We start from the raw sequence: 18269 nt of genomic DNA, 5'->3' as shown, positions 1-18269 counted from the left end.
TCCCGGTTTCGGTCTTGAGTCCGCTCTGTTACCGCTGTGCTACGGCACGCACGCTGCCTTGGGTATGCGGCGACGATCGGCCTATAAAATAATCGCTCAACGCGGTCATCCGGACAGGCCGGATAATGCTCTTCGCCCCGATTCTGATGATTGGATGGATGCTGCCGCGGGCAACTCAAAAGCTGGATTCTCAGCTCGGTTTCGGGGAGGGCATGTGACGGTTCGGCAGATCCGCGTCTTCGGTGATCCCGGCCTGCGGGAAGTGGCCGAACCGGTCACCGCCTTCGACAAGGAGCTGCGGGGCCTGGTCAAGTCCCTCACCGCCACCCTGCACGCCGGCGCCGGCCGCGCCGGCCTCGCCGCACCCCAGGTGGGGGTGCCTTTGCGGGTGCTCGTCTTCTCCTACGACGGCAGGTCGGGGCATCTCGTCAACCCCCGCCTTGAGCTGTCCGAGCGCAAGATCACGGCCGATGAGGCCTGCCTGTCGGCCCCCGGGGTCTGGTGGCCGCTGGAGCGTTCCTACTCGGCGGTAGCCAAGGGGCGCGATATGTACGGCAAGCCGGTCACGGTGCGTGCCCTCGGGGTGCTCGCCCGGGTTCTCCAGCATGAGGCGGACCATCTTGACGGGACATTGTTCATCGACCATCTTCCCGCCGACGAACGCGCACGTTTCCTGACCTCAGCCAACCTCGCCGAGTAGGGCTTTTATCCGCTTTCCTGCGATTTTTCAGGACAAATCGCATTTGGAGGCTTCCCGCCGTACCGCCCTTTTCTTCTGGGCGGCACGGACGGTGAGATCGGCCGGGCCCGAGCCTCGCAGGGCTGCCCGGCACCACAGGGCACGGGTGCCGGAAGGTGTCAGATGGTGAGGTCGATGCCCAGGAGGGCGTCGGCGGTGCTGTGCATCAAAGCAGGGGCGGTGGTGTCGGGGCCGCCCTCCGACAGGGCGTGCTCGGACCAGTTGTCGACGGCGGCGACCGCCGACGGGGTGTCGAGGTCGTCGGCGAGGTGGTCGCGGACCTGCTCAAGGAGGCGTTCGGCGGGGGGACCGCTCGCAAGGGCCGCGGCGGCGCGCCAGCGGGCGAGGCGGGTCTCTGCGGCGGTGATCTGGTGGGGGGTCCACTCCCAGTCGGCGCGGTAGTGGTGGGCCAGCAGGGCGAGGCGGACCGCCATGGGGTCGTGTTCATCCCGGAGGCGGGACACGAACACCAGGTTGCCCCGGGACTTGGACATCTTCTCGCCGTCGAGGGCGACCATGCCCGCGTGGACGTATGACTTGGCGAAGGGCCAGTCGCCGGTGGCGACGTGGCCTTCGCAGGCGCCCATCTCGTGGTGGGGGAAGATCAGGTCGGAGCCGCCGCCGGCCACGTCGAAGCCCGAACCGAGGTTGGCGAGCGCGATGGCCGTGCACTCCACGTGCCAGCCGGGGCGGCCGGGGCCGAAGGGCGAGGGCCAGGAGGGCTCGCCGGGGCGCTCCGCCCGCCAGAGGAGCCAGTCGAGCGGGTGCTGCTTGCCGGGGCGGCCGGGGTCGCCGCCGCGGTCGGCGAAGAGGGCGAGCATCTCGTCCTCCGAGTAGCCGGACACGGCGCCGAACTTGGGGGCGGCGGCGACGTCGAAGTAGACGTCGCCGTCGAGGGTGTAGGTGGCGCCCTTGTCCCGCAGGACCGCGATCAAATCGGCGATCTGGTCGACGACCTCGGTCACCCCGACGTATTCGCGGGGCGGGAGCACCCGCAGGGCCTCCATGTCGCTGCGGAACAGGTCGATCTCGCGTTCGGCGAGCACCCGCCAGTCCTCGCCGGTCCTTTCGGCACGTTCCAAGAGCGGGTCGTCCACGTCGGTGGAGTTCTGCGTGAAATGAACCTCATGGCCGGCGTCACGCCACACCCGGTTGATCATGTCGAAGGCGAGGTAGGTGTTGGCGTGCCCGATATGAGTGGCGTCATAGGGGGTGATTCCGCAGACGTACATCTTGGCGGCGGGGCCGGGCTCGGTGGGCCTGACCTCGCGGGAGGCCGTGTCGTAGAGCCGCAACGGAGTGCCGACGCCGGGGAGCCGAGGGATCTTCGGGGCAGACCACGATCGCATGCCTTGAGCCTATCCATGCAGCGGACTACCCGGATCACCCCGGGGTGGACATTAAGTCGTTTTCACCCCAATCCAGGGCGAGGGAGGACGCGCTCCCACGGTCCCGGATCGTCGCCGAGCACGCGGAAGTCGTAGCGTGTGCCATCGGATCCCAAGGCCACCATGGTGACCGACAGGGAGGCGTAGACGAGCCCGCCGGACATCTCGTGCCGCACGACCATCGCCCTCGGATCCCCGAAGGGCAGCCCCGCGCCCGAGGCCAGCCCGGCCCACTCGCCCCAGAACTCCCCGGGCTCCGCGCCGAGGTCCGCCAGGGGCGCCGGGGCGGCGGCGAAGAGGGGGCCGAAGTGGTCGGCCCGGGGGTCGCCGGGCAGGCGCGCCCACCCGGAGTTGACCATGACATGGGTGCCTTCGGGAAGCTTGTCCTGGCTGAGCCGCGTGCCGTCCCAGCTCCACAACCTCACCCCGTCGAGATCGCCGAGCACCAGGTGAAAGGGGTCGTAGCGACTCAGATCACCGTCGGGTGGCCCGCCCTCCCGGATGGCGTGCAGGGGGATCCCACCGCGCGAAATGCGCCGGTCGTGATGAGCGGGCGTGCCGTGCCCGTTGAGGAGGGCCGCCACGCGCGGGAGCCCGGGCGCCGCCGCCAGCCAGGTGCCGCCGGCGCGCAGATCGACGCCCCCGTAGACACCGGGCGAATCCGGCCAGTGCTCCCCCGGTCCACGTGTGGGGCGGGTGGACAGCTCATCCCGCACTCCCACCAGCAGGACGGGCGCCCACCTGCCGGGGTCCACACTCACGACGACGGTGCACATCCTCAACCACCTCCCGGATCACCGGCCAGAGTACGGCGAAGCCGTACGGCGGTCCGGATGGACCCCCTGCCTTCCGCGACTCCTGCGGCCGGGCGGTCAGATCGGCGGCCAGGGAACCGCCGGCCAGTCGCCCGAGGGGACCGGGTGCACGCCGCTGTCGAGCAGGCGGCGCACCCGGGCCGCGGTGGCGGCGGCCTCGGCGGGGGTGAGAAGTTCGCGGAGGCGGCGGCCGAGGTGGCCGTTCTCGAGTTCGCGGTCGAGGCGGGCCAGCACGTTGACGGCCTCGCGGGGCAGGGTCTTGTTGCGCCACTGCCACAGCACGGTGCGAAGTTTGTCCTCGGCGGAGAAGCAGACTCCGTGGTCGACGCCGTATACGTGACCGTCGGGAAGCGGAAGCAGGTGCCCGCCCTTCCGGTCGGCGTTGTTGACCACGGCGTCGAACACCGCCATGCGCCGCAGGGCGGGGTGGCGGCTGCGGACCAGGGCCATGAGGTCGATCTCGCGGTCGCTGTCGATCCAGAGCTGGCACATGCCCGGCCCGAAGGGTCCGTCCCGGTAGACGGTGGGGGGGACGATGCGCCAGCCCGTCACGGCCGAGACCTCGAAGGCGGCGACCTCGCGGGCGGCCAGGGTGCCGTCGGGGAAGTCCCACAGGGGGCGTTCGCCGCGGACCGGCTTGTAGACACAGGCCGCGCCAAGGTCGCCGAGCCGTACCGAGCAGTAGAGCGTCATGTTGGTCGCCTCGACCAGCCGGCCCGCGACCTCGAGGCGGCCCTCCCTGAGAAGGCGGAGGGCGGATTCGTCGTCGATTCTGGACACGTGCGCCGCGCTCAACGCGGGCTCGCTTTCGGCGCTCATGCGGCCTCTTCCAGGGTTTGCTCGATCACACACCACCCCGACCGGCACGATATCCATTCAATCGCACGCAGATGTGCCCCTCCGCTTCCAATGGCTGACCGCACAGCGGACAGGCCGGACGGCCCGCCGCCACAAGTTCGAGTGCTCGTTTGGAGAAGGCCCGCGCCGACTTCGCGCTGATGTGCACGCGCAGCACGGCGGGTTCCGGGCCTTCGATCTCGTCTTCGTCGTCGATGAGCTCCTTGGCCTCGATGACCACGAGAGATGTCTCGGGATCCCAGCCGAGCGTCATGGTGCCCACCCGGAAGTCCTCGATCAGAGGCTGGTCGAGCGGGGCCTCGTCCTGGAGGTCGGCGGGCGCCATGGCGGGCACGTGGCCTTGGGGGCCTATGCGGCGCAGCACCTCGTCGAGCAGCTCGTCCAGCCGGTCGGCCAAGGCTGCCACCTGAGACTTCTCCAGGGCCACCGTCGTCAGCCTGCCACCCCCGCGGGCCTGCAAAAAGAAGGCACGTGACCCCGGCTGCCCTACGGCACCGGCCACGAACCTTTCTGGCGGATCGTAGTCGAAGACCGGCATAACCCGACCCTACGTGGTTCCGGCTCCGCCGCCGACGGCGGCATCGCTCCCGGTGAGGTTTACTGCCCCGTCAGCCGACTCCGAACCCTCCGCGGACGGCAGTCTCACAACGTCGCCCCCGACGTCGTTGAGGCGGAGGAGAAAAGGACGTAGCGGGGTGTATCGAATCACCGTGACCGATGCGGGATCGGCGGTGATGCGCTGGAACTGATCGAGGTGCAGGCCGAGCGCGTCGGCCACGATCGCCTTGATCACGTCTCCGTGACTGCACACGAGGTAGGCCTCCTCGGGCCCGAACCTCGCGTTCCACTCGCGGACCGCCGCGACCGCCCGCGCCTGAACCGCGGCGAGCGCCTCCCCGCCGGGGAACGCCGCCGCGCTGGGGTGCGCCTGCACCACCTGCCACAGCGGCTCACGCGCCAGCTCGGCGATCGGGCGCCCGGTCCACTCGCCGTAGTCGCACTCGCCGAACCTGTCGTCGGTCACCACCTCGGCCCGGCGCTCCTCCGCGACGGCGGCGGCGGTCTGCACACACCGGTCGAGAGGACTGGACACGACGGCCGCGAGCGGCACCTGAGCGAGCCTGGCCGCAAGCCCCTTGGCCTGCGCCCGGCCCGCGTCGTTGAGCGCCACCCCGGGCGTACGGCCCGCGAGGACCGGCCCGGTGAGATGGGTCAGCCCGTGGCGAGCAAGGATCAAGGTCGTCACACCCCACAGCGTACGGCTGCACTACGTTCGCCGTTCACGCATCCGACAATCTCCTACGAGTTATGCACAACCCCGCACCAGTCCTACCCGTATGAAAGACCACGGGGGCCGGTCCCCGCGGCCCGTACGGCGCCGCCAAGGCGGCCGGTCCCGCCGGGCGCGTGCACAATGTCACACCGCCGCACTCGCCTCCGGTGGCGCGGGCGCCCGATCCCCCTGTGCCGTAAGGGGTGCGGGGATCGACACGCGCGGTGGGACGGTGATTACGGCGTGCCGCAAAGCGGTTCAGAGGGGGGCAACATCAGCGGGTCGTGGCAGGGTAATCGAAGGTTCTCCCTGCCCAGACGGTAATCTGGCCGGATCATGGAGCAGCGTTACGTCGGGCGGAGCGGGCTGTCGGTGTCCCGCCTCGGGCTCGGCACAATGACATGGGGGCGCGACACCGGGGCCGAGGAAGCAGCGGCCCAGCTGCGCACGTTCGCCGATGCCGGCGGCACTCTGATCGACACCGCCGACGTCTACACGGGCGGCGACGCCGAGCGACTGCTCGGGCGCCTCATGCAGGACACGGTGCCTCGCTCCGAGCTGGTGATCGCGACCAAGGCCGTGCTGACCCCGACGGCCCGGCGCCCGCGCGACGCGTCGCGCAAGCATTTGATCGCGGCCGCCGACGCGTCGCTGGCCCGTCTGGGGCTGGAGGACGTCGACCTGTGGCAGTTGCACGCGTTCGACTCGGAGGTGCCGCTGGAGGAGACGCTGGCGGCGGTCGACACGATCGTGTCGACGGGCCGGGCGGCCTACGCCGGGGTGTGCAACTACGCGGGGTGGCAGCTCGCCGCGGCGGCGGTGCACCAGCGGGCGCTCGGGCGCACGCCGATGGTGTCGGCCCAGGCGGAATACTCGCTCCTGGCCAGGGACGCCGAGCGGGAATTGCTGTCGGCGGCCGAGCATCTCGGGGCGGGGATGCTGGCGTGGTCACCCCTCGGACGAGGGGTTTTGACTGGGAAATACCGTACGGGGGTTCCAGCCGATTCCCGAGCGGCCACACCCCATTTCGCCGATTTTGTCCGCCCTTATCTCGACGAACGCTGCCGTCGCATCGTCGAATCGGTCACCACAGCGGCGGAAGGCCTGGCCGTATCCCCTTTGTCGGTGGCCCTTTCATGGGTGCGCGACCAGCCGGGGGTGTGCGCCGCGATCGTGGGAGCCCGCACAAACGCCCAGCTCAACGGCATCCTGCAGGCAGAGGAACTGACACTTCCGATGGAGATCCGGGAAGCGCTGGACGACGTCTCGGCCATCGAATGAGAAGTGAATTCACATATCACTAATTGATACCGAATCGCAACTTTTTGTGGAATGCTTCAGTGTCCCCACAAAACTATCAACGGGTAACAGGATGGGGTCACCCTTGATGGTCCGAGGGGGAACATATGGAAACTGGACGCCGGGCATCCGCGATCTCGGCCGGAGCCCTGGCGCTGGCGCTGGGCGGGCTGCCCGTGGTGGGTGCCGCACCCGCCCAGGCCGCCGTGCCGGGACTTGGCACCGCACGGGCTCCCGCGTGTGAGAAGAGCGGCGGGTTGCTCTCCGGCTTGACGGGCGGGATCTGCGACATCGTCAACGACGTCACCGATGTGGTGGACGAGTTGACCGGCAGTTCCCTGAACCCGGTCACCGGCACGGTGACCGACACCACGACGAATGTGCTTAACGGCGTCGGCGGCGCGCCCCAGGCGCCCCCCGCGCCGGCTCTCCCGGCGCCCGAGCCGCCCGGGAAACCGGGCCCGGCCCCCTCGGCGCGCCCGGCTCCGACGGACGGCGCACGGCCGGGCGAGGACGGCGCACCGGCGGCCCGGGACACTCACTGCCGGGCCGGGAGGGTCTGCGAGAGCGCCGACTCCGCCGCCGCGCAGAACGGTCCCGAGGCCCCGCCGCCTCCGGCACGGCCCCGGCCGCCGAGGGAGCGGCCCGAACGGCGTGCGCACAAACCCGCGCCTAAAACGCACGCGCCGTACATCCCCGAGCGGCGAGTGCATTCCTACGGCAGCAGCCCGATAGACGGGGCCGCCACAGGCCCCGGCAAACCCCGGAAGGGCACCTCGGTCGACGTCGACCGGATGGGGGTGACGCTGATGTGGCATCCGGACATCTTGAGCACCCCGCTGGGTCCGGGTCTGGTGCGGCCGCGCGCCAGGCAGTCGGACGCGCTCGGCACGACGCTGACGATGGCGCTGCTCCTGTCGGCGATCATCGCGACCCGCTTCGTGTACGCCAAGAGGCGGGGAGGCCGCGAATCGATCCCGTTCGAGCCTCTGCGCCCCGGCGGACAGCACCGGCTCGCCTGAGCCACGCCGCCCCGGACCGAGGGTCGAGGCACACTGTGCAACGGCCGGCCGCACGCCACCCGAACCGCTCCGCCGTACCGGCCGGAGAGCGAGCCGGACGGTGCAGCGGCCGGCCGCACGACGTCCGGGCGGCTCCGCCGCACCGATCCGGCACACGACATGCGTACGGCTCCGCCGTACCGGCCCGGCCCGGATCTGAAGGCCGGCGGCGACCGAGACATGAGACAGCCGCAGAGCCCCTCAAAACAGCACCGGCGCCCACCCGCCGGAGCGGGTGGGCGCCGGGTCGCATGTGGGACCGGGTCAGACCCCCATGGCGTGCACGCCGCCGTCGACGTGCACGATCTCACCGGTCGTGGCCGGGAACCAGTCGGACAGCAGCGCCACGCAGGCCTTGCCCGCGGGGCCGGTGTCGGAGAGGTCCCACCCGAGCGGCGCCTTGGCCGGCCAGCTCTCCTCGAACTCCTTGAAGTTCGGGATGTTCTTGGCCGCCATCGTGCGCAGCGGCCCGGCGGCGACCAGGTTGACGCGGACGCCGTGGGGGCCGAGGTCGCGGGCGAGGTAGCGGGAGCAGGACTCGAGGCCGGCCTTGGCGACGCCCATCCAGTCGTAGACCGGCCACGCCTTGGTGGCGTCGAAGTCGATGCCGACGATCGAGCCGCCGCTCTTCATCAGCGGCAGGCACGCCGTCGCGAGCGCCTTGAACGAGTAGGTGGAGACGTGCATCGCGGTGGCGACGTCCTCCCACGGCGTGTTGAGGAAGTTGCCGCCGAGCGCCCCCTGCGGGGCGAAGGCGATGGCGTGGACGACGCCGTCGAGGCCGTCGACGTGCTCACCGACGCGGTCGGCGAGGGTGTCGAGGTGCTCGGTGTTCTGCACGTCGAGCTCGACCACCGGGGGCGGCTCAGGCAGCCGCTTGGCGATGCGCTCGACGAGGCTCATGCGGCCGAACCCGGTCAGCACGACCGTGGCGCCCTCCTCCTGGGCGATCCTCGCCACCGCGTAGGCGATGGAGGAGTCCGTGAGGACCCCGGTGACCAGGATGCGCTTGCCTTCGAGTATTCCCATGACTCAGTGCCCCATTCCCAGGCCGCCGTCGACGGGGATGACCGCCCCGGTGATGTAGGCGGCGTCCTCACTTGCGACGAACCTGACCACGCGCGCGATCTCCGACGGGGTCGCGAAGCGCCCGAGGGGGATGTTGCCGCGGATCTTCTCCTGATAGGTGTCGTCGAGCACCGCGGTCATGTCGGTCTCGACCATGCCCGGGGCCACCACGTTAACGGTGATGTTGCGCGAACCGAGCTCGCGGGCGGCCGACCGGGCGAACCCGATCATGCCGGCCTTGGAGGCGGCGTAGTTGGTCTGCCCGGCCGAGCCCATGGTGCCCACGACGGAGGAGATCAGGACGATCCTGCCCCGGCGCATGCGCAGCATGCCCTTGATCGCGCGCTTGGACACCCGGTAGGCACCGGTGAGGTTGGCGTCGATGACGTCGGTGAACGTGTCCTCCTTCATCATGGGAAGAAGGGTGTCCTTGGTGATGCCGGCGTTGGCCACGACGACCTCGACCGGGCCGTGCTCGGCCTCGGCCTTGTCGAAGGCGGCGTCGACGTCGGCGGTGCTGGTGACGTCGCAGCGGACGCCGAAGAGGCCCTCGGGGGGCTCCCCTGAGCGGTAGGTCACGGCGACGGCGTCGCCGGCCGCCGCGAGTTCACGGGCAATCGCGAGGCCGATGCCCCGGTTGCCACCGGTGACGAGTACTGAGCGTGCCATGAGCACTGACGTTATCGCCTACTGCCGCGTAACCCGCATGTCCGGGGGGTACAAGATCACGTGGCTAGGATCGTTGACATGCGCCAGATCGATCCAGATTTTCTCGCACTGCCCCTGCGGCAGCTCGCGGACGCAGCCTTGCAGCGGGCACGCGAACTCGGTGCCGAACACGCGGATTTCCGGTTCGAACGTGTGCGGGCTGAGACGTTGCGCCTTTACGACGCACGCTTGGAAGGCTCCATCGACTCCGACGATCTCGGCTTCGCCGTACGAGTGATCAAAAACGGCACCTGGGGGTTCGCCGCGGCCATCGAGCCGACCCCGGAGGCAGCCGCCCTCGCCGCCGAGCAGGCGGTGCGGGTCGCCACCGTGGCGGCGGCGGTCAACCGCGAGCCCATCGAGCTGGCCCCCGAGCCGGTCCACGCCGACGCCGTGTGGGTGTCGGCGTATGAGGTGGATCCGTTCGACGTGCCGATGAAGGACAAGGTCGAGCTGCTGTCGGGCTGGTCCGCCGACCTGCTCAAGGACTCCCGGGTGGACCACGTCAGCGCCACGCTGATGGCGGTCAAGGAGCAGAAGTTCTACGCCGACACCGCGGGCACGGTCACCACCCAGCAGCGCGTGCGGCTGCATCCGGAGCTGGTCGCCGCCCGGGTGGAGGGCAACCGGTTCGACGACATGGCCACGCTCGCGCCGCCGGTCGGGCGCGGCTACGAATATCTGACCGGGACGGGATGGGACTTCCCCGGCGAGCTCGCCCGCATGCCCGAATACCTCGCGGAGAAGCTCGCGGCGCCGTCGGTGGAGGCGGGGGACTACGACCTCGTCATCGACCCGACCAACCTGTGGCTCACCATCCACGAGTCCATCGGGCACGCCACCGAGCTGGACCGGGCGCTCGGCTACGAGGCGGCCTACGCCGGCACCAGCTTCGCGACGTTCGACCAGCTCGGCACGCTTGAGTACGGATCACCGATCATGAACGTGACCGGGGACCGCGTCGCCGAGCACGGCCTCGCGACCGTCGGCTACGACGACGAGGGCGTGGCGGGGCAGCGGTTCGACATCGTCAAGGACGGGCGGCTCGTGGGCTACCAGCTCGACCGGCGCATGTCCCTCATGAAGGGCCTCGGGCGGTCGAACGGCTGCGCCTTCGCCGACTCGCCCGGCCACATGCCGATCCAGCGCATGGCCAACGTGTCCCTCCAGCCGGCCCTGAACGGCCCCTCGACCGAGGAGATGATCTCCGGGGTCGATCGCGGCATCTACGTGGTGGGCAACAAGAGCTGGTCGATCGACATGCAGCGCTACAACTTCCAGTTCACCGGCCAGAGGTTCTTCAAGATCGAGAACGGCCGGCTGGCCGGTCAGCTCCGCGACGTCGCCTACCAGGCCACCACCACCGACTTCTGGCGGTCGATGGACGCCGTGGGCGGCCCCGAGACCTACGTGCTGGCCGGGGCGTTCAACTGCGGCAAGGGACAACCCGGGCAGGTCGCGCCGGTCAGCCACGGCTGCCCGTCGGCGCTCTTCCGGGGCGTGCGCATCCTCAACACCATCCAGGAGGGTGGAAAGTGACCCCACAGGAGACGGTCGAGCGGGCGCTTTCCCTCAGCACCGCCGACGACGTGATCGTCATCGCCGACGAAGGCTCCACCGCCAACCTGCGTTTCGCCGGCAACACCCTCACCACCAACGGCGTGGCCCGCTCGTCCCAGCTCACGGTGATCTCCATCGCGGGGCAGAGCACCGGCGTCGTGTCGCGGTCGGCGGTCAGGCCCGACCAGATCGCCGACGTCGTGGCCGCCGCCGACCGGGCCGCACGCGACGCGCGCCCCGCAGAGGACGCCCGCCCCCTGATCGAGGGCAAGGGCGAGAGCGGCGGGTGGAGCGCCCCGATCGAGCCGACCGGCATCGACGTCTTCTCGGCGTTCGCCCCGGCGCTCGGCGAGGCGTTCGCCGCCGCCGAGGAGGGCGGCAGGAGGTTGTACGGCTTCGCCGAGCACTCGCTGACCAGCACCTTCGTCGGGTCCTCCAGCGGCCTGCGGCTCCGCCACGACCAGCCCACCGGCCGGCTGGAGCTCAACGCCAAATCGCCCGACATGAAGCGCTCCGCCTGGGCGGGCGTGGCGACCCGCGACTTCGCCGACGTGGACGTCGCCGCGCTCAACGCGACCCTCGCGGGGCGCCTGGAGTGGGCCGTCAAGCGCGTCGACCTGCCGGCCGGCCGCTACGAGACGCTGCTGCCGCCCACGGCGGTGGCCGACCTCATGATCTATCTGTACTGGACGGCGGGAGCCCGCGACGCCGCCGACGGCCGCACGGTGTTCTCCGCTCCCGGCGGCGGCACCCGCGTCGGCGAGGAGCTCTCCTCGACCCCGCTGCGCCTCTACAGCGACCCGTCGGCCGCCGGGGTCGAGTGCGCGCCGTTCGCCGTCGCCCACGCGGGCGGGCGGGACTCCTCGGTGTTCGACAACGGCCTGCCGCTGTCGGCCACCGACTGGATCAGCGAAGGCCGCCTGGCCAACCTGCTGCAGACCCGCTACTCGGCGGGGCTCACCGGGTTGCCGGTCACTCCCGCGATCGACAACCTGATCATGACGGCCCCCGGGGCCGATGCCTCCCTGGAGCAGATGGTCGCCGAGACCGAGCGGGGCCTGCTGCTGACCTGCCTGTGGTACATCCGCGAGGTCGACCCGCAGCAGCTCCTGCTCACCGGCCTCACCAGGGACGGCGTCTACCTCGTCGAGAACGGCGAGGTGGTCGGCGAGGTGAACAACTTCCGGTTCAACGAGAGCCCGGTGGACCTCCTCGGCCGCGTCAGCCAGGTGGGTGCCTCCGGCCAGACCTTGCCGCGGGAGTGGAGCGATTACTTCACCCGCACCGTCATGCCGGCGCTAAGGGTGCCGGACTTCAACATGTCAACGGTCAGCCAGGCGAACTGATCTCCGGGCGAGTCCGGCCGGGGCCCGCCCCGGCCGGACCTTTACCCCATCGGACACGGCGTCTGTACGGCTTCCGCCGTACAGACGCCGTCCGGCGTGGGTAACGGCCCGGGTCTCCTGCGGCGGCGGCAGATCACGGGTCCTCCAGGCGGAACCCGACCTTCATCCCGACCTGGAAGTGGGCCACCTCGCCGTCGACCAGGTGGCCGCGCACCTCGACGACCTCGAACCAGTCCAGGTGGCGCAGGGTCTGCGCGGCCCGGCCGAGTCCGTTGCGGATGGCCATGTCGATGCTCTCCCCCGAGGAACCCACCACCTCGGTCACCCGATACGTTCGGTCCGTCATAGCGCTCCCCCGATCCCGTACGCGGCCTGATCGCCGGCGTGCTCCTTCGGTTTGACTACCCGGGAGCGCGCGCCACATGCAGTGGCCACACGGTGGCCGGGGAGGACTAACGTGGAATGGTGAAGCTGTGGCGTAAAAAGGCGATCGTGCATCCGGTGACCGATGCCCAGCCCTCTCTCAGCGAGGACATCGGCCGCAGGGAGAAGCGCTACCTGATTCAGATGGGCATTCGCACCCTTTGTCTGATTCTCGCCGTTGTCGTGCCCGGCCCCTGGCCGTACAAGATCCTGTTCATCGCTGGTGCGATCTTTTTGCCATACATTGCCGTCATCGGGGCGAACGAGCGGGGCAAAGGTGCCCCTGCGCCGACTTTTGACACACCCGAAGCTAACCAAAACGAGATACCACGGCATCGACGTGAGATCGGGTCGTGACTAAGTCTTGACGCACACCATGGGTAGTAGGTGTACGCTTTAGGCAAGCGCCCTGGTCCCCCGTCGGGGCGCTGGTGCCGGCGTTCCGGGCCCCCGTCGGAACGCCGATGACGCGGCGCCGGGTGGTTTGCCCCCGTAACCACCCGGCGTCGCCTTTTTATGCGACGCCTCCGGACATCCCGGCACTTCATGCGATTTGCGCCCTCGCTTCAGTCAAGGAAGCGAGTCAGGATCTTTCCGATTTCTCCGGCTCATCGGACTTTTCAGCACGGCCGCGCCCCCATCGTGATCGCGCCGACGTCGTTGCCGTTGCCGCGCACCAGGCCGGGGAGATATCTCTCGACGGGCGCGTCGAGGTCGGGCCTGTCCTCCCCCGCCAGCTGCAACACGACTCACGGCGCGGGCGTCAGTCCTCTTCCGGCGGCGCCTTGAAAGTGCGCGCCATGCGGGTGAGGAGCGCCACCGCCTCCTCAGGGCCGGTTCCGGCGCCGCGCGCCAACCCGAGCAGATAGACCGTGAGGGGGGCGGCGGGCCGCGCGACGTTGTGGGCGACCTCGCGGGTGAGGTCGAGCACCTCGTCCCGGTCGAGGGACGCCGGGTCGATGCCGAGCTCGCGGCACACGGTGGACGTCCACTCCTCCAGCACGTTCACGATGACGCTCCTTCCTGTGCTCTCACGCGTCCTCCCCCTCACGGCGCGCGATCAGCCGCCGCGCCGTGCGCAGGTCGTCCATTGTGTCGCAGTCGAACCACACGTCCGCTCCGTCGGGCCGTGGTGGTACGGCGAGGCGCACCGGACCGAGTGGACCGAGCAGGCCACGGAGCGAGCCCCCCTCATATCCCGCCAGAGCCTCCCTGAGGGCCTCCACGCGCCACGTACCGGCCAGCCACTGCTCTCGGCCCCCGTTGTCCACCAGAACGGCCCCAGAGGCGCTCTCAGCGGCTTTCAGCAGTTCGGCGACGATCCACGGCACCAGGAAGGGGAGATCTCCCGCGAACAGCGCCAGGCAGGGGGCCTCGACCTCGGCCAGCCCGGCCCGCAGCGCGGGCACCGGTCCGCCACCCGGCGGGTCCTCGCGGACGAAGACCGCTCCCGGCAGGTCCCTGCGCGGCCCGACCACGACGACCCGCCGCGCCCCGGCCTCCGCCAGCGCCGACACCACACGCCCCAGCAGACTCCGGCCCCCCACCTCCTGCGCGGGTTTGTCCAGCCCGTCCAGCCGCCTGGCCTGCCCTCCCGCGAGCACGACCGCGTCAAACGCGCGGGCGCCGGCACCCATGTCCGTGCTCATGCCGCCGTCCATACCGGTGATCGTGCCACTGCCGCCTCCCCGGATCGCCACCACATCCCCGCCGGAACCACCGCCACTCCCCCGCCGCCGGCCACCACTCACGGGCGGAACGTGTAACGGGCTGAATGCGGCGCACATGCCCTGCCCCTAGGCACCCGCAGGCCGGACCCGTCGCGGAGCGGAGCCTCCGGACGACGCCCCGGGGCAAGACCGGCGGATCAGCCGCCGCCCCGCCGCCACTCCGGCCCATCCCCCCCACCCCGGCTTGGCGAACACGACTCACCCGGCCAGAAGGCCCGTGCCGTACCCCACGTGGCGGCGAGCCCCCGGGCGGTCAGCCGCCGATGGCCGACATGGGGCGGGCGGGCTGCAGGAAGCTCGGGTCGTCGATGCCGTGGCCGGCCTTCTTGACGCGTACGGCGGAGGCCCAGCGCTCGGCCAGTTCGTCGTCGGAGGCGCCGCCGCGCAGCGCGGCGCGCAGGTCGGACTCCTCGGTGGCGAACAGGCAGTTGCGGATCTGGCCGTCGGCGGTGAGGCGCACCCGGTCGCAGCTGCCGCAGAAGGGGCGTGTCACCGATCCGATGACCCCGACGGTCGCCGGGCCGCCGTTCACCAGGAACCGCTCGGCGGGGGCGCTGCCGCGCTCGCCCGGGTCCTCGGGCACGAGGTCGAACCGGGTGAGCAGGTGTGCCAGGATCTCGTCGGCGGTGACCATGGTGTCGCGCCGCCACCCGTGCTGGGCGTCGAGCGGCATCTGCTCGATGAACCGCAGCTCGTAGCCGCGTTCCAGGCAATAGCCGAGGAGCGCCGCCGGCTCGTGGTCGTTGACGCCGCGCATGAGCACGCTGTTGACCTTGACCGGCCGCAGGCCGGCGGCGTCGGCGGCGGCGAGGCCGGCGAGCACGTCGGGGAGGCGGTCGCGGTGGGCGAGTTTGACGAAGGTGTCGCGGTCGAGGGTGTCGAGGGAGACGTTGACGCGGTCCAGCCCGGCCGCGGTGAGGGGGGCGGCCAGGCGGTCGAGGCCGATGCCGTTCGTGGTGATCGACAGGTGGGGCCGGGGGGTCAGCGCGGCGGAGCGGGACACGATGTCGACCAGTTCACGCCGGAGCAGGGGTTCGCCGCCGGTGAAGCGCACTTCGGCGATGCCGAGCCGTTCGACGCCGATGCGGACGAGGCGCACGATCTCGTCGCCGGTCAGAAGCTCGGGTTTCGGCAGCCATTCGAGGCCCTCGGGTGGCATGCAATAGCTGCACCGCAGGTTGCACCGGTCGGTGAGCGACACCCGCAGATCCGTGGCCACCCGGCCGAACGAGTCCACCAGCAACTGGGCCCACCTCCCGCTTTCCGTACGGAGCGTCCGCAGGAGAACACCGGCCAAGGCTATGAGTCCTGCTACAGACCACTCAAGAGTAGGGCTATCAGGATCTTTGCCGTCAAAAAACCCTTTACACCCGACAACAGTGGGCCACCCGGGGTGATTCCGGGTGGCCCGCCGTCTTCGCGGTCATCCCTTGATGCAGATGAGCTGCCGGAGGTGCGCGACGACCTGGACGAGGTCGGTCTGGGCGGCCATGACCGCCTTCAGGTCCTTGTACGCCCCCGGGATCTCGTCCAGCACCCCGTGGTCCTTGCGGCACTCCACACCCGCGGTCTGCGCCTCAAGGTCGGCCAGGGTGAAGGTCTTCTTCGCCTTGTTCCTGCTCATCTTGCGCCCGGCCCCGTGCGAGGCGGAGTTGAACGCCGCCTCGTTTCCGAGGCCGCGCACGATATAGGTGCCCGTGGCCATCGAGCCCGGGATGATGCCGAGCTCGCCGGTGCCCGCCCTGATCGCCCCCTTGCGGGTGACAAGCACGTCCACGTCGTCGTAGCGCTCCTCGGCCACGTAGTTGTGGTGGCAGGAGATCTCCGGCTCGAAGGTGATGTTCGGCAGGTGGCGGCGGAGCACGTCGCGGACCAGAGCCATCATGAGCGCCCGGTTGCGCCGCGCGTAGTCCTGCGCCCAGAACAGGTCCCGGCGGTAGGCCTCCATCTGCGGCGTGCCCGCGACGAACACCGCGAGGTCGCGGTCGGGGATGTCCTGGTTGTGCGGCAGCCCGCGCGCCTCCTCGATGTGGTGCTCGGCGAGCTCCTTGCCGATGTTGCGCGACCCCGAGTGCAGCACCACCCAGACCGCGCCCTCGTCGTCCGCGCACACCTCGAGGAAGTGGTTGCCGCCCCCGAGCGTGCCCATCTGCACCTCCGCGCGGTCCCTGCGCGGGCGTACGGCACGGGCCAGGTCGTCGAAGCCCCGCCAGAAGGCGGCCCAGTCCGCGGTCGGGAAACCGTGGAGTCTGGCCGGGTCGACCGGCCGCTTATGCGCCTGGAAACCGACCGGGACGGCCTGTTCGAGTTTCGAGCGGAGATATGCGAGGTTGTCGGGGAGTTGTGAGGCGGTATATGAGGTTTTGACCGCTGTCATTCCGCAGCCGATGTCGACTCCCACCGCGGCGGGCGAGACGGCGCCGCGCATCGCGATGACCGACCCCACGGTCGCGCCCTTCCCGTAGTGCACGTCCGGCATGACCGCGACCCCGTGCACCCAGGGCAAGTTGGCGACGTTGCGCAGCTGGCCCATCGCCTGGTCCTCGACCTCTGCGGGATCCGCCCACATCCGGATCGGTGCCCGGCCCCCCGCCACCGTGGTGAACGTCATTCCGTGTCGCCTCCTTCCATCTATTCGACCCCTATATGGCCAGAAAGTGTGGCAGTCGGGCAACTTATTTAGGCTCGACAAGCACAATTATCCGCCCCGACGAATCGGGCAAATGACATTGCCATGCCGTACGGCGGGGCGCGCTTTCCTCTGGCCCGGGGGGCTTTGCCGTAGGAGGTGCATGTCGGCTCCCGAGCCGTGACCCGGCACTTCCTAACCTCACGAACATGATCAAGAGAGTAGTGCTTCTGTCCCTCCTGACAGGGACGATGGCGTTGCCCGCGGTCGCCCAGGCGCTGCCCGCCTCGGCCGACGACGAGCTCGCCATCCGTGCCATCCGCATCAAGCCCGGAGCTCCCGTGGTGGGGCCCAGCGGGGCCGTCCGCATGGTGATCGACGTTGTGGCCCGGGGTGTCTCCGGCAAGAACGGCGTGACGATCAAGGTCAGTCCCGGCATGCCGCCGGCGCCGCAGGGACAGCCGGGGCAGCCCGCCCAGCCCGCCCAGCCCGCCCAGCCCGGTCAGCCCGGTCAGCCCGGTCAGCCCGGTCAGCCGGGACAGCCCGCTCAGCCGGCTCAGCCCGGCCAGCGGCCGGAGCAGAAGAAGCCGGACGCCGCGCAGGGTGAGGCCAGGCCCGAGGTCAAGGGCGACAAGGCGGCGGGGCCGGCGGAGGGCGACAGGGACCCCGCCAAGGAGAGCAAGCCCGCCCAGCAGCCGCAGGCCCCCGGGGCCGAGGCGGAGGTGGAGGAGCTGGAGGGCGAGGCACAGGAGACGCCCGCCGAGTCCAACGCGCCCAAGGGAGCCTGGAAGACCTGGCGCTTCCTGCCCGAGAAGGGCCTCAGCCGGTGGTATCCGACCGGCCACTGGACGGTGCGCGTCACCGCCAAGGGCGCCGACGGCAAGACCGTGACCGAGTTCGCCGGCTTCAGGCTGCGCCGCAACACCCACTTCAGCGACCTCCGGGCCGCCCGCGTCAAGAACACCCAGGCGGTGCGGGTGCGCGGCACGCTCGAGCGGGTCGACCCGACGGGCCACCTCGACTACGCCCCCTACGCGGGACAGCAGGTGGAGATCCTGCACCGGCCGCACCAGGGCAGCCGGTGGGAGCTCGCCGCGACGGTCACGACCGACCAGTCGGGCCGCTTCGCGGAGCGGATCGCCGGCCGGGCGGCGGGCCTGTGGCGCATGCGGTTCGTGGGCTCCGACCACTACGCCGGTGAGCTGAGCGAGGTGCAGCGCACGTCCGTCGTGCGGCCGCGGCGCCTCTAGTCGCCACCCATGACAAATTCTGTAAGAAACCAGTCAACCCTTCCGCACTCTGACGCGTCTTGATGTGTGGGGAGTAGCGGCTCGCGGCCTGTGCCCCGTGCGCTTGAGCGCCGGATCACCTC

At 70.3% G+C, this 18269-nt stretch carries 20 protein-coding genes; 7 read left to right on the top strand and 13 right to left on the bottom strand.

Features of this window, described 5'->3' with window-relative positions; translation table 11 throughout:
* Nucleotides 1–214: 214 nt before the first annotated feature.
* Nucleotides 215–700, top strand: a complete 486-nt coding sequence (locus tag Ssi02_RS19905; protein ID WP_204027549.1) for a peptide deformylase — start codon at nt 215–217, stop codon at nt 698–700.
* Between the two features lie 158 nt (nt 701–858).
* Here the strand turns inward: Ssi02_RS19905 and mshC are convergent, their stop codons facing one another.
* From mshC to Ssi02_RS19880, 5 genes are all read right to left on the bottom strand, one after another.
* Nucleotides 859–2088: a cysteine--1-D-myo-inosityl 2-amino-2-deoxy-alpha-D-glucopyranoside ligase gene (gene mshC / locus Ssi02_RS19900; protein ID WP_204027548.1), complete on the bottom strand. Its 1230-nt coding sequence runs from the start codon at nt 2086–2088 to the stop codon at nt 859–861.
* Nucleotides 2089–2150: 62 nt separating this feature from the next.
* A complete protein-coding gene (locus Ssi02_RS19895; protein WP_204027547.1) occupies nt 2151–2903 on the bottom strand; it encodes an NRDE family protein in 753 nt (250 codons plus the stop codon).
* Nucleotides 2904–2999: 96 nt separating this feature from the next.
* The gene (locus Ssi02_RS19890) at nt 3000–3761 is read right to left on the bottom strand and encodes an SCO1664 family protein (protein ID WP_204027546.1); all 762 of its coding nucleotides are present in this window, start codon (nt 3759–3761) and stop codon (nt 3000–3002) included.
* Nucleotides 3762–3786: 25 nt separating this feature from the next.
* Nucleotides 3787–4338, bottom strand: coding sequence for a DUF3090 domain-containing protein (locus Ssi02_RS19885; RefSeq protein ID WP_204027545.1), 552 nt, complete (start codon nt 4336–4338; stop codon nt 3787–3789).
* 9 nt (nt 4339–4347) lie between these two features.
* Nucleotides 4348–5046 carry an MSMEG_4193 family putative phosphomutase gene (locus tag Ssi02_RS19880; RefSeq protein WP_204027544.1) on the bottom strand — a complete coding sequence of 233 codons (699 nt, stop codon included), beginning with the start codon at nt 5044–5046 and terminating at the stop codon, nt 4348–4350.
* Between the two features lie 363 nt (nt 5047–5409).
* On the opposite strand from Ssi02_RS19880, the gene Ssi02_RS19875 reads away from it, so the two are divergent.
* The gene (locus Ssi02_RS19875; RefSeq protein WP_204027543.1) at nt 5410–6354 is read left to right on the top strand and encodes an aldo/keto reductase; all 945 of its coding nucleotides are present in this window, start codon (nt 5410–5412) and stop codon (nt 6352–6354) included.
* Between the two features lie 125 nt (nt 6355–6479).
* Entirely contained in the window at nt 6480–7394 is a 915-nt protein-coding gene (locus Ssi02_RS19870) for a hypothetical protein (protein WP_204027541.1), read from the top strand.
* Between the two features lie 303 nt (nt 7395–7697).
* On the opposite strand, the gene fabI is transcribed toward Ssi02_RS19870, so the two are convergent.
* Nucleotides 7698–8462: an enoyl-ACP reductase FabI gene (fabI, locus tag Ssi02_RS19865; protein WP_204027539.1), complete on the bottom strand. Its 765-nt coding sequence runs from the start codon at nt 8460–8462 to the stop codon at nt 7698–7700.
* A gap of 3 nt (nt 8463–8465) precedes the next feature.
* Entirely contained in the window at nt 8466–9170 is a 705-nt protein-coding gene (locus Ssi02_RS19860) for a beta-ketoacyl-ACP reductase (RefSeq protein ID WP_204027537.1), read from the bottom strand.
* 78 nt (nt 9171–9248) lie between these two features.
* Here Ssi02_RS19860 and Ssi02_RS19855 point away from each other — a divergent pair, with 78 nt between their 5' ends.
* On the top strand, nt 9249–10748 hold the full coding sequence (locus Ssi02_RS19855; protein ID WP_204027536.1) for a TldD/PmbA family protein: 1500 nt from the start codon (nt 9249–9251) through the stop codon (nt 10746–10748).
* Nucleotides 10745–12115 carry a metallopeptidase TldD-related protein gene (locus Ssi02_RS19850; RefSeq protein WP_204027534.1) on the top strand — a complete coding sequence of 457 codons (1371 nt, stop codon included), beginning with the start codon at nt 10745–10747 and terminating at the stop codon, nt 12113–12115. Before Ssi02_RS19855 ends, Ssi02_RS19850 begins: the two co-directional genes overlap by 4 nt.
* A 133-nt stretch (nt 12116–12248) precedes the next feature.
* On the opposite strand, the gene Ssi02_RS19845 is transcribed toward Ssi02_RS19850, so the two are convergent.
* Entirely contained in the window at nt 12249–12461 is a 213-nt protein-coding gene (locus tag Ssi02_RS19845; protein ID WP_204027532.1) for a dodecin, read from the bottom strand.
* A 116-nt stretch (nt 12462–12577) separates the two neighbouring features.
* On the opposite strand from Ssi02_RS19845, the gene Ssi02_RS19840 reads away from it, so the two are divergent.
* Nucleotides 12578–12895 carry a DUF3099 domain-containing protein gene (locus tag Ssi02_RS19840; RefSeq protein WP_239129139.1) on the top strand — a complete coding sequence of 106 codons (318 nt, stop codon included), beginning with the start codon at nt 12578–12580 and terminating at the stop codon, nt 12893–12895.
* Between the two features lie 263 nt (nt 12896–13158).
* Here Ssi02_RS19840 and Ssi02_RS38795 read toward each other — a convergent pair whose 3' ends face one another.
* From Ssi02_RS38795 to Ssi02_RS19820, 5 genes are all read right to left on the bottom strand, one after another.
* The gene (locus Ssi02_RS38795; protein ID WP_239129136.1) at nt 13159–13284 is read right to left on the bottom strand and encodes a beta-lactamase family protein; all 126 of its coding nucleotides are present in this window, start codon (nt 13282–13284) and stop codon (nt 13159–13161) included.
* A gap of 17 nt (nt 13285–13301) precedes the next feature.
* The gene (locus tag Ssi02_RS19835; RefSeq protein ID WP_204027530.1) at nt 13302–13547 is read right to left on the bottom strand and encodes a DUF6457 domain-containing protein; all 246 of its coding nucleotides are present in this window, start codon (nt 13545–13547) and stop codon (nt 13302–13304) included.
* 22 nt (nt 13548–13569) lie between these two features.
* Nucleotides 13570–14187, bottom strand: coding sequence for a molybdenum cofactor guanylyltransferase (gene mobA, locus Ssi02_RS19830; protein WP_239129132.1), 618 nt, complete (start codon nt 14185–14187; stop codon nt 13570–13572).
* A gap of 334 nt (nt 14188–14521) precedes the next feature.
* Entirely contained in the window at nt 14522–15511 is a 990-nt protein-coding gene (moaA, locus tag Ssi02_RS19825; protein WP_204027902.1) for a GTP 3',8-cyclase MoaA, read from the bottom strand.
* Nucleotides 15512–15691: 180 nt separating this feature from the next.
* Nucleotides 15692–16879, bottom strand: a complete 1188-nt coding sequence (locus tag Ssi02_RS19820; RefSeq protein ID WP_204027528.1) for an RtcB family protein — start codon at nt 16877–16879, stop codon at nt 15692–15694.
* A 227-nt stretch (nt 16880–17106) separates the two neighbouring features.
* On the opposite strand from Ssi02_RS19820, the gene Ssi02_RS19815 reads away from it, so the two are divergent.
* The gene (locus Ssi02_RS19815) at nt 17107–18147 is read left to right on the top strand and encodes a hypothetical protein (RefSeq protein ID WP_204027526.1); all 1041 of its coding nucleotides are present in this window, start codon (nt 17107–17109) and stop codon (nt 18145–18147) included.
* The last annotated feature ends 122 nt before the right edge of the window (nt 18148–18269 follow it).

Source organism: Sinosporangium siamense, assembly GCF_016863435.1.
GTDB classification, from domain to species: domain Bacteria; phylum Actinomycetota; class Actinomycetes; order Streptosporangiales; family Streptosporangiaceae; genus Sinosporangium; species Sinosporangium siamense.
Note: the sequence above shows the minus strand (reverse complement) of the source record. Positions and strands in the feature narration are given on the sequence as shown.

Excerpts from the sequence above, each read along its gene's own strand:
- mshC (WP_204027548.1), bottom strand. The coding sequence starts at position 2,088 with ATGCGATCGTGGTCTGCCCCGAAGATCCCTCGGCTCCCCGGCGTCGGC.
- Ssi02_RS19895 (WP_204027547.1), bottom strand. The coding sequence starts at position 2,903 with ATGTGCACCGTCGTCGTGAGTGTGGACCCCGGCAGGTGGGCGCCCGTC.
- Ssi02_RS19890 (WP_204027546.1), bottom strand. The coding sequence starts at position 3,761 with ATGAGCGCCGAAAGCGAGCCCGCGTTGAGCGCGGCGCACGTGTCCAGA.
- Ssi02_RS19885 (WP_204027545.1), bottom strand. The coding sequence starts at position 4,338 with ATGCCGGTCTTCGACTACGATCCGCCAGAAAGGTTCGTGGCCGGTGCC.
- Ssi02_RS19875 (WP_204027543.1), top strand. The coding sequence starts at position 5,410 with ATGGAGCAGCGTTACGTCGGGCGGAGCGGGCTGTCGGTGTCCCGCCTC.
- Ssi02_RS19870 (WP_204027541.1), top strand. The coding sequence starts at position 6,480 with ATGGAAACTGGACGCCGGGCATCCGCGATCTCGGCCGGAGCCCTGGCG.
- fabI (WP_204027539.1), bottom strand. The coding sequence starts at position 8,462 with ATGGGAATACTCGAAGGCAAGCGCATCCTGGTCACCGGGGTCCTCACG.
- Ssi02_RS19860 (WP_204027537.1), bottom strand. The coding sequence starts at position 9,170 with ATGGCACGCTCAGTACTCGTCACCGGTGGCAACCGGGGCATCGGCCTC.
- Ssi02_RS19855 (WP_204027536.1), top strand. The coding sequence starts at position 9,249 with ATGCGCCAGATCGATCCAGATTTTCTCGCACTGCCCCTGCGGCAGCTC.
- Ssi02_RS19845 (WP_204027532.1), bottom strand. The coding sequence starts at position 12,461 with ATGACGGACCGAACGTATCGGGTGACCGAGGTGGTGGGTTCCTCGGGG.
- Ssi02_RS19840 (WP_239129139.1), top strand. The coding sequence starts at position 12,578 with ATGGTGAAGCTGTGGCGTAAAAAGGCGATCGTGCATCCGGTGACCGAT.
- mobA (WP_239129132.1), bottom strand. The coding sequence starts at position 14,187 with ATGAGCACGGACATGGGTGCCGGCGCCCGCGCGTTTGACGCGGTCGTG.
- Ssi02_RS19820 (WP_204027528.1), bottom strand. The coding sequence starts at position 16,879 with ATGACGTTCACCACGGTGGCGGGGGGCCGGGCACCGATCCGGATGTGG.
- Ssi02_RS19815 (WP_204027526.1), top strand. The coding sequence starts at position 17,107 with ATGATCAAGAGAGTAGTGCTTCTGTCCCTCCTGACAGGGACGATGGCG.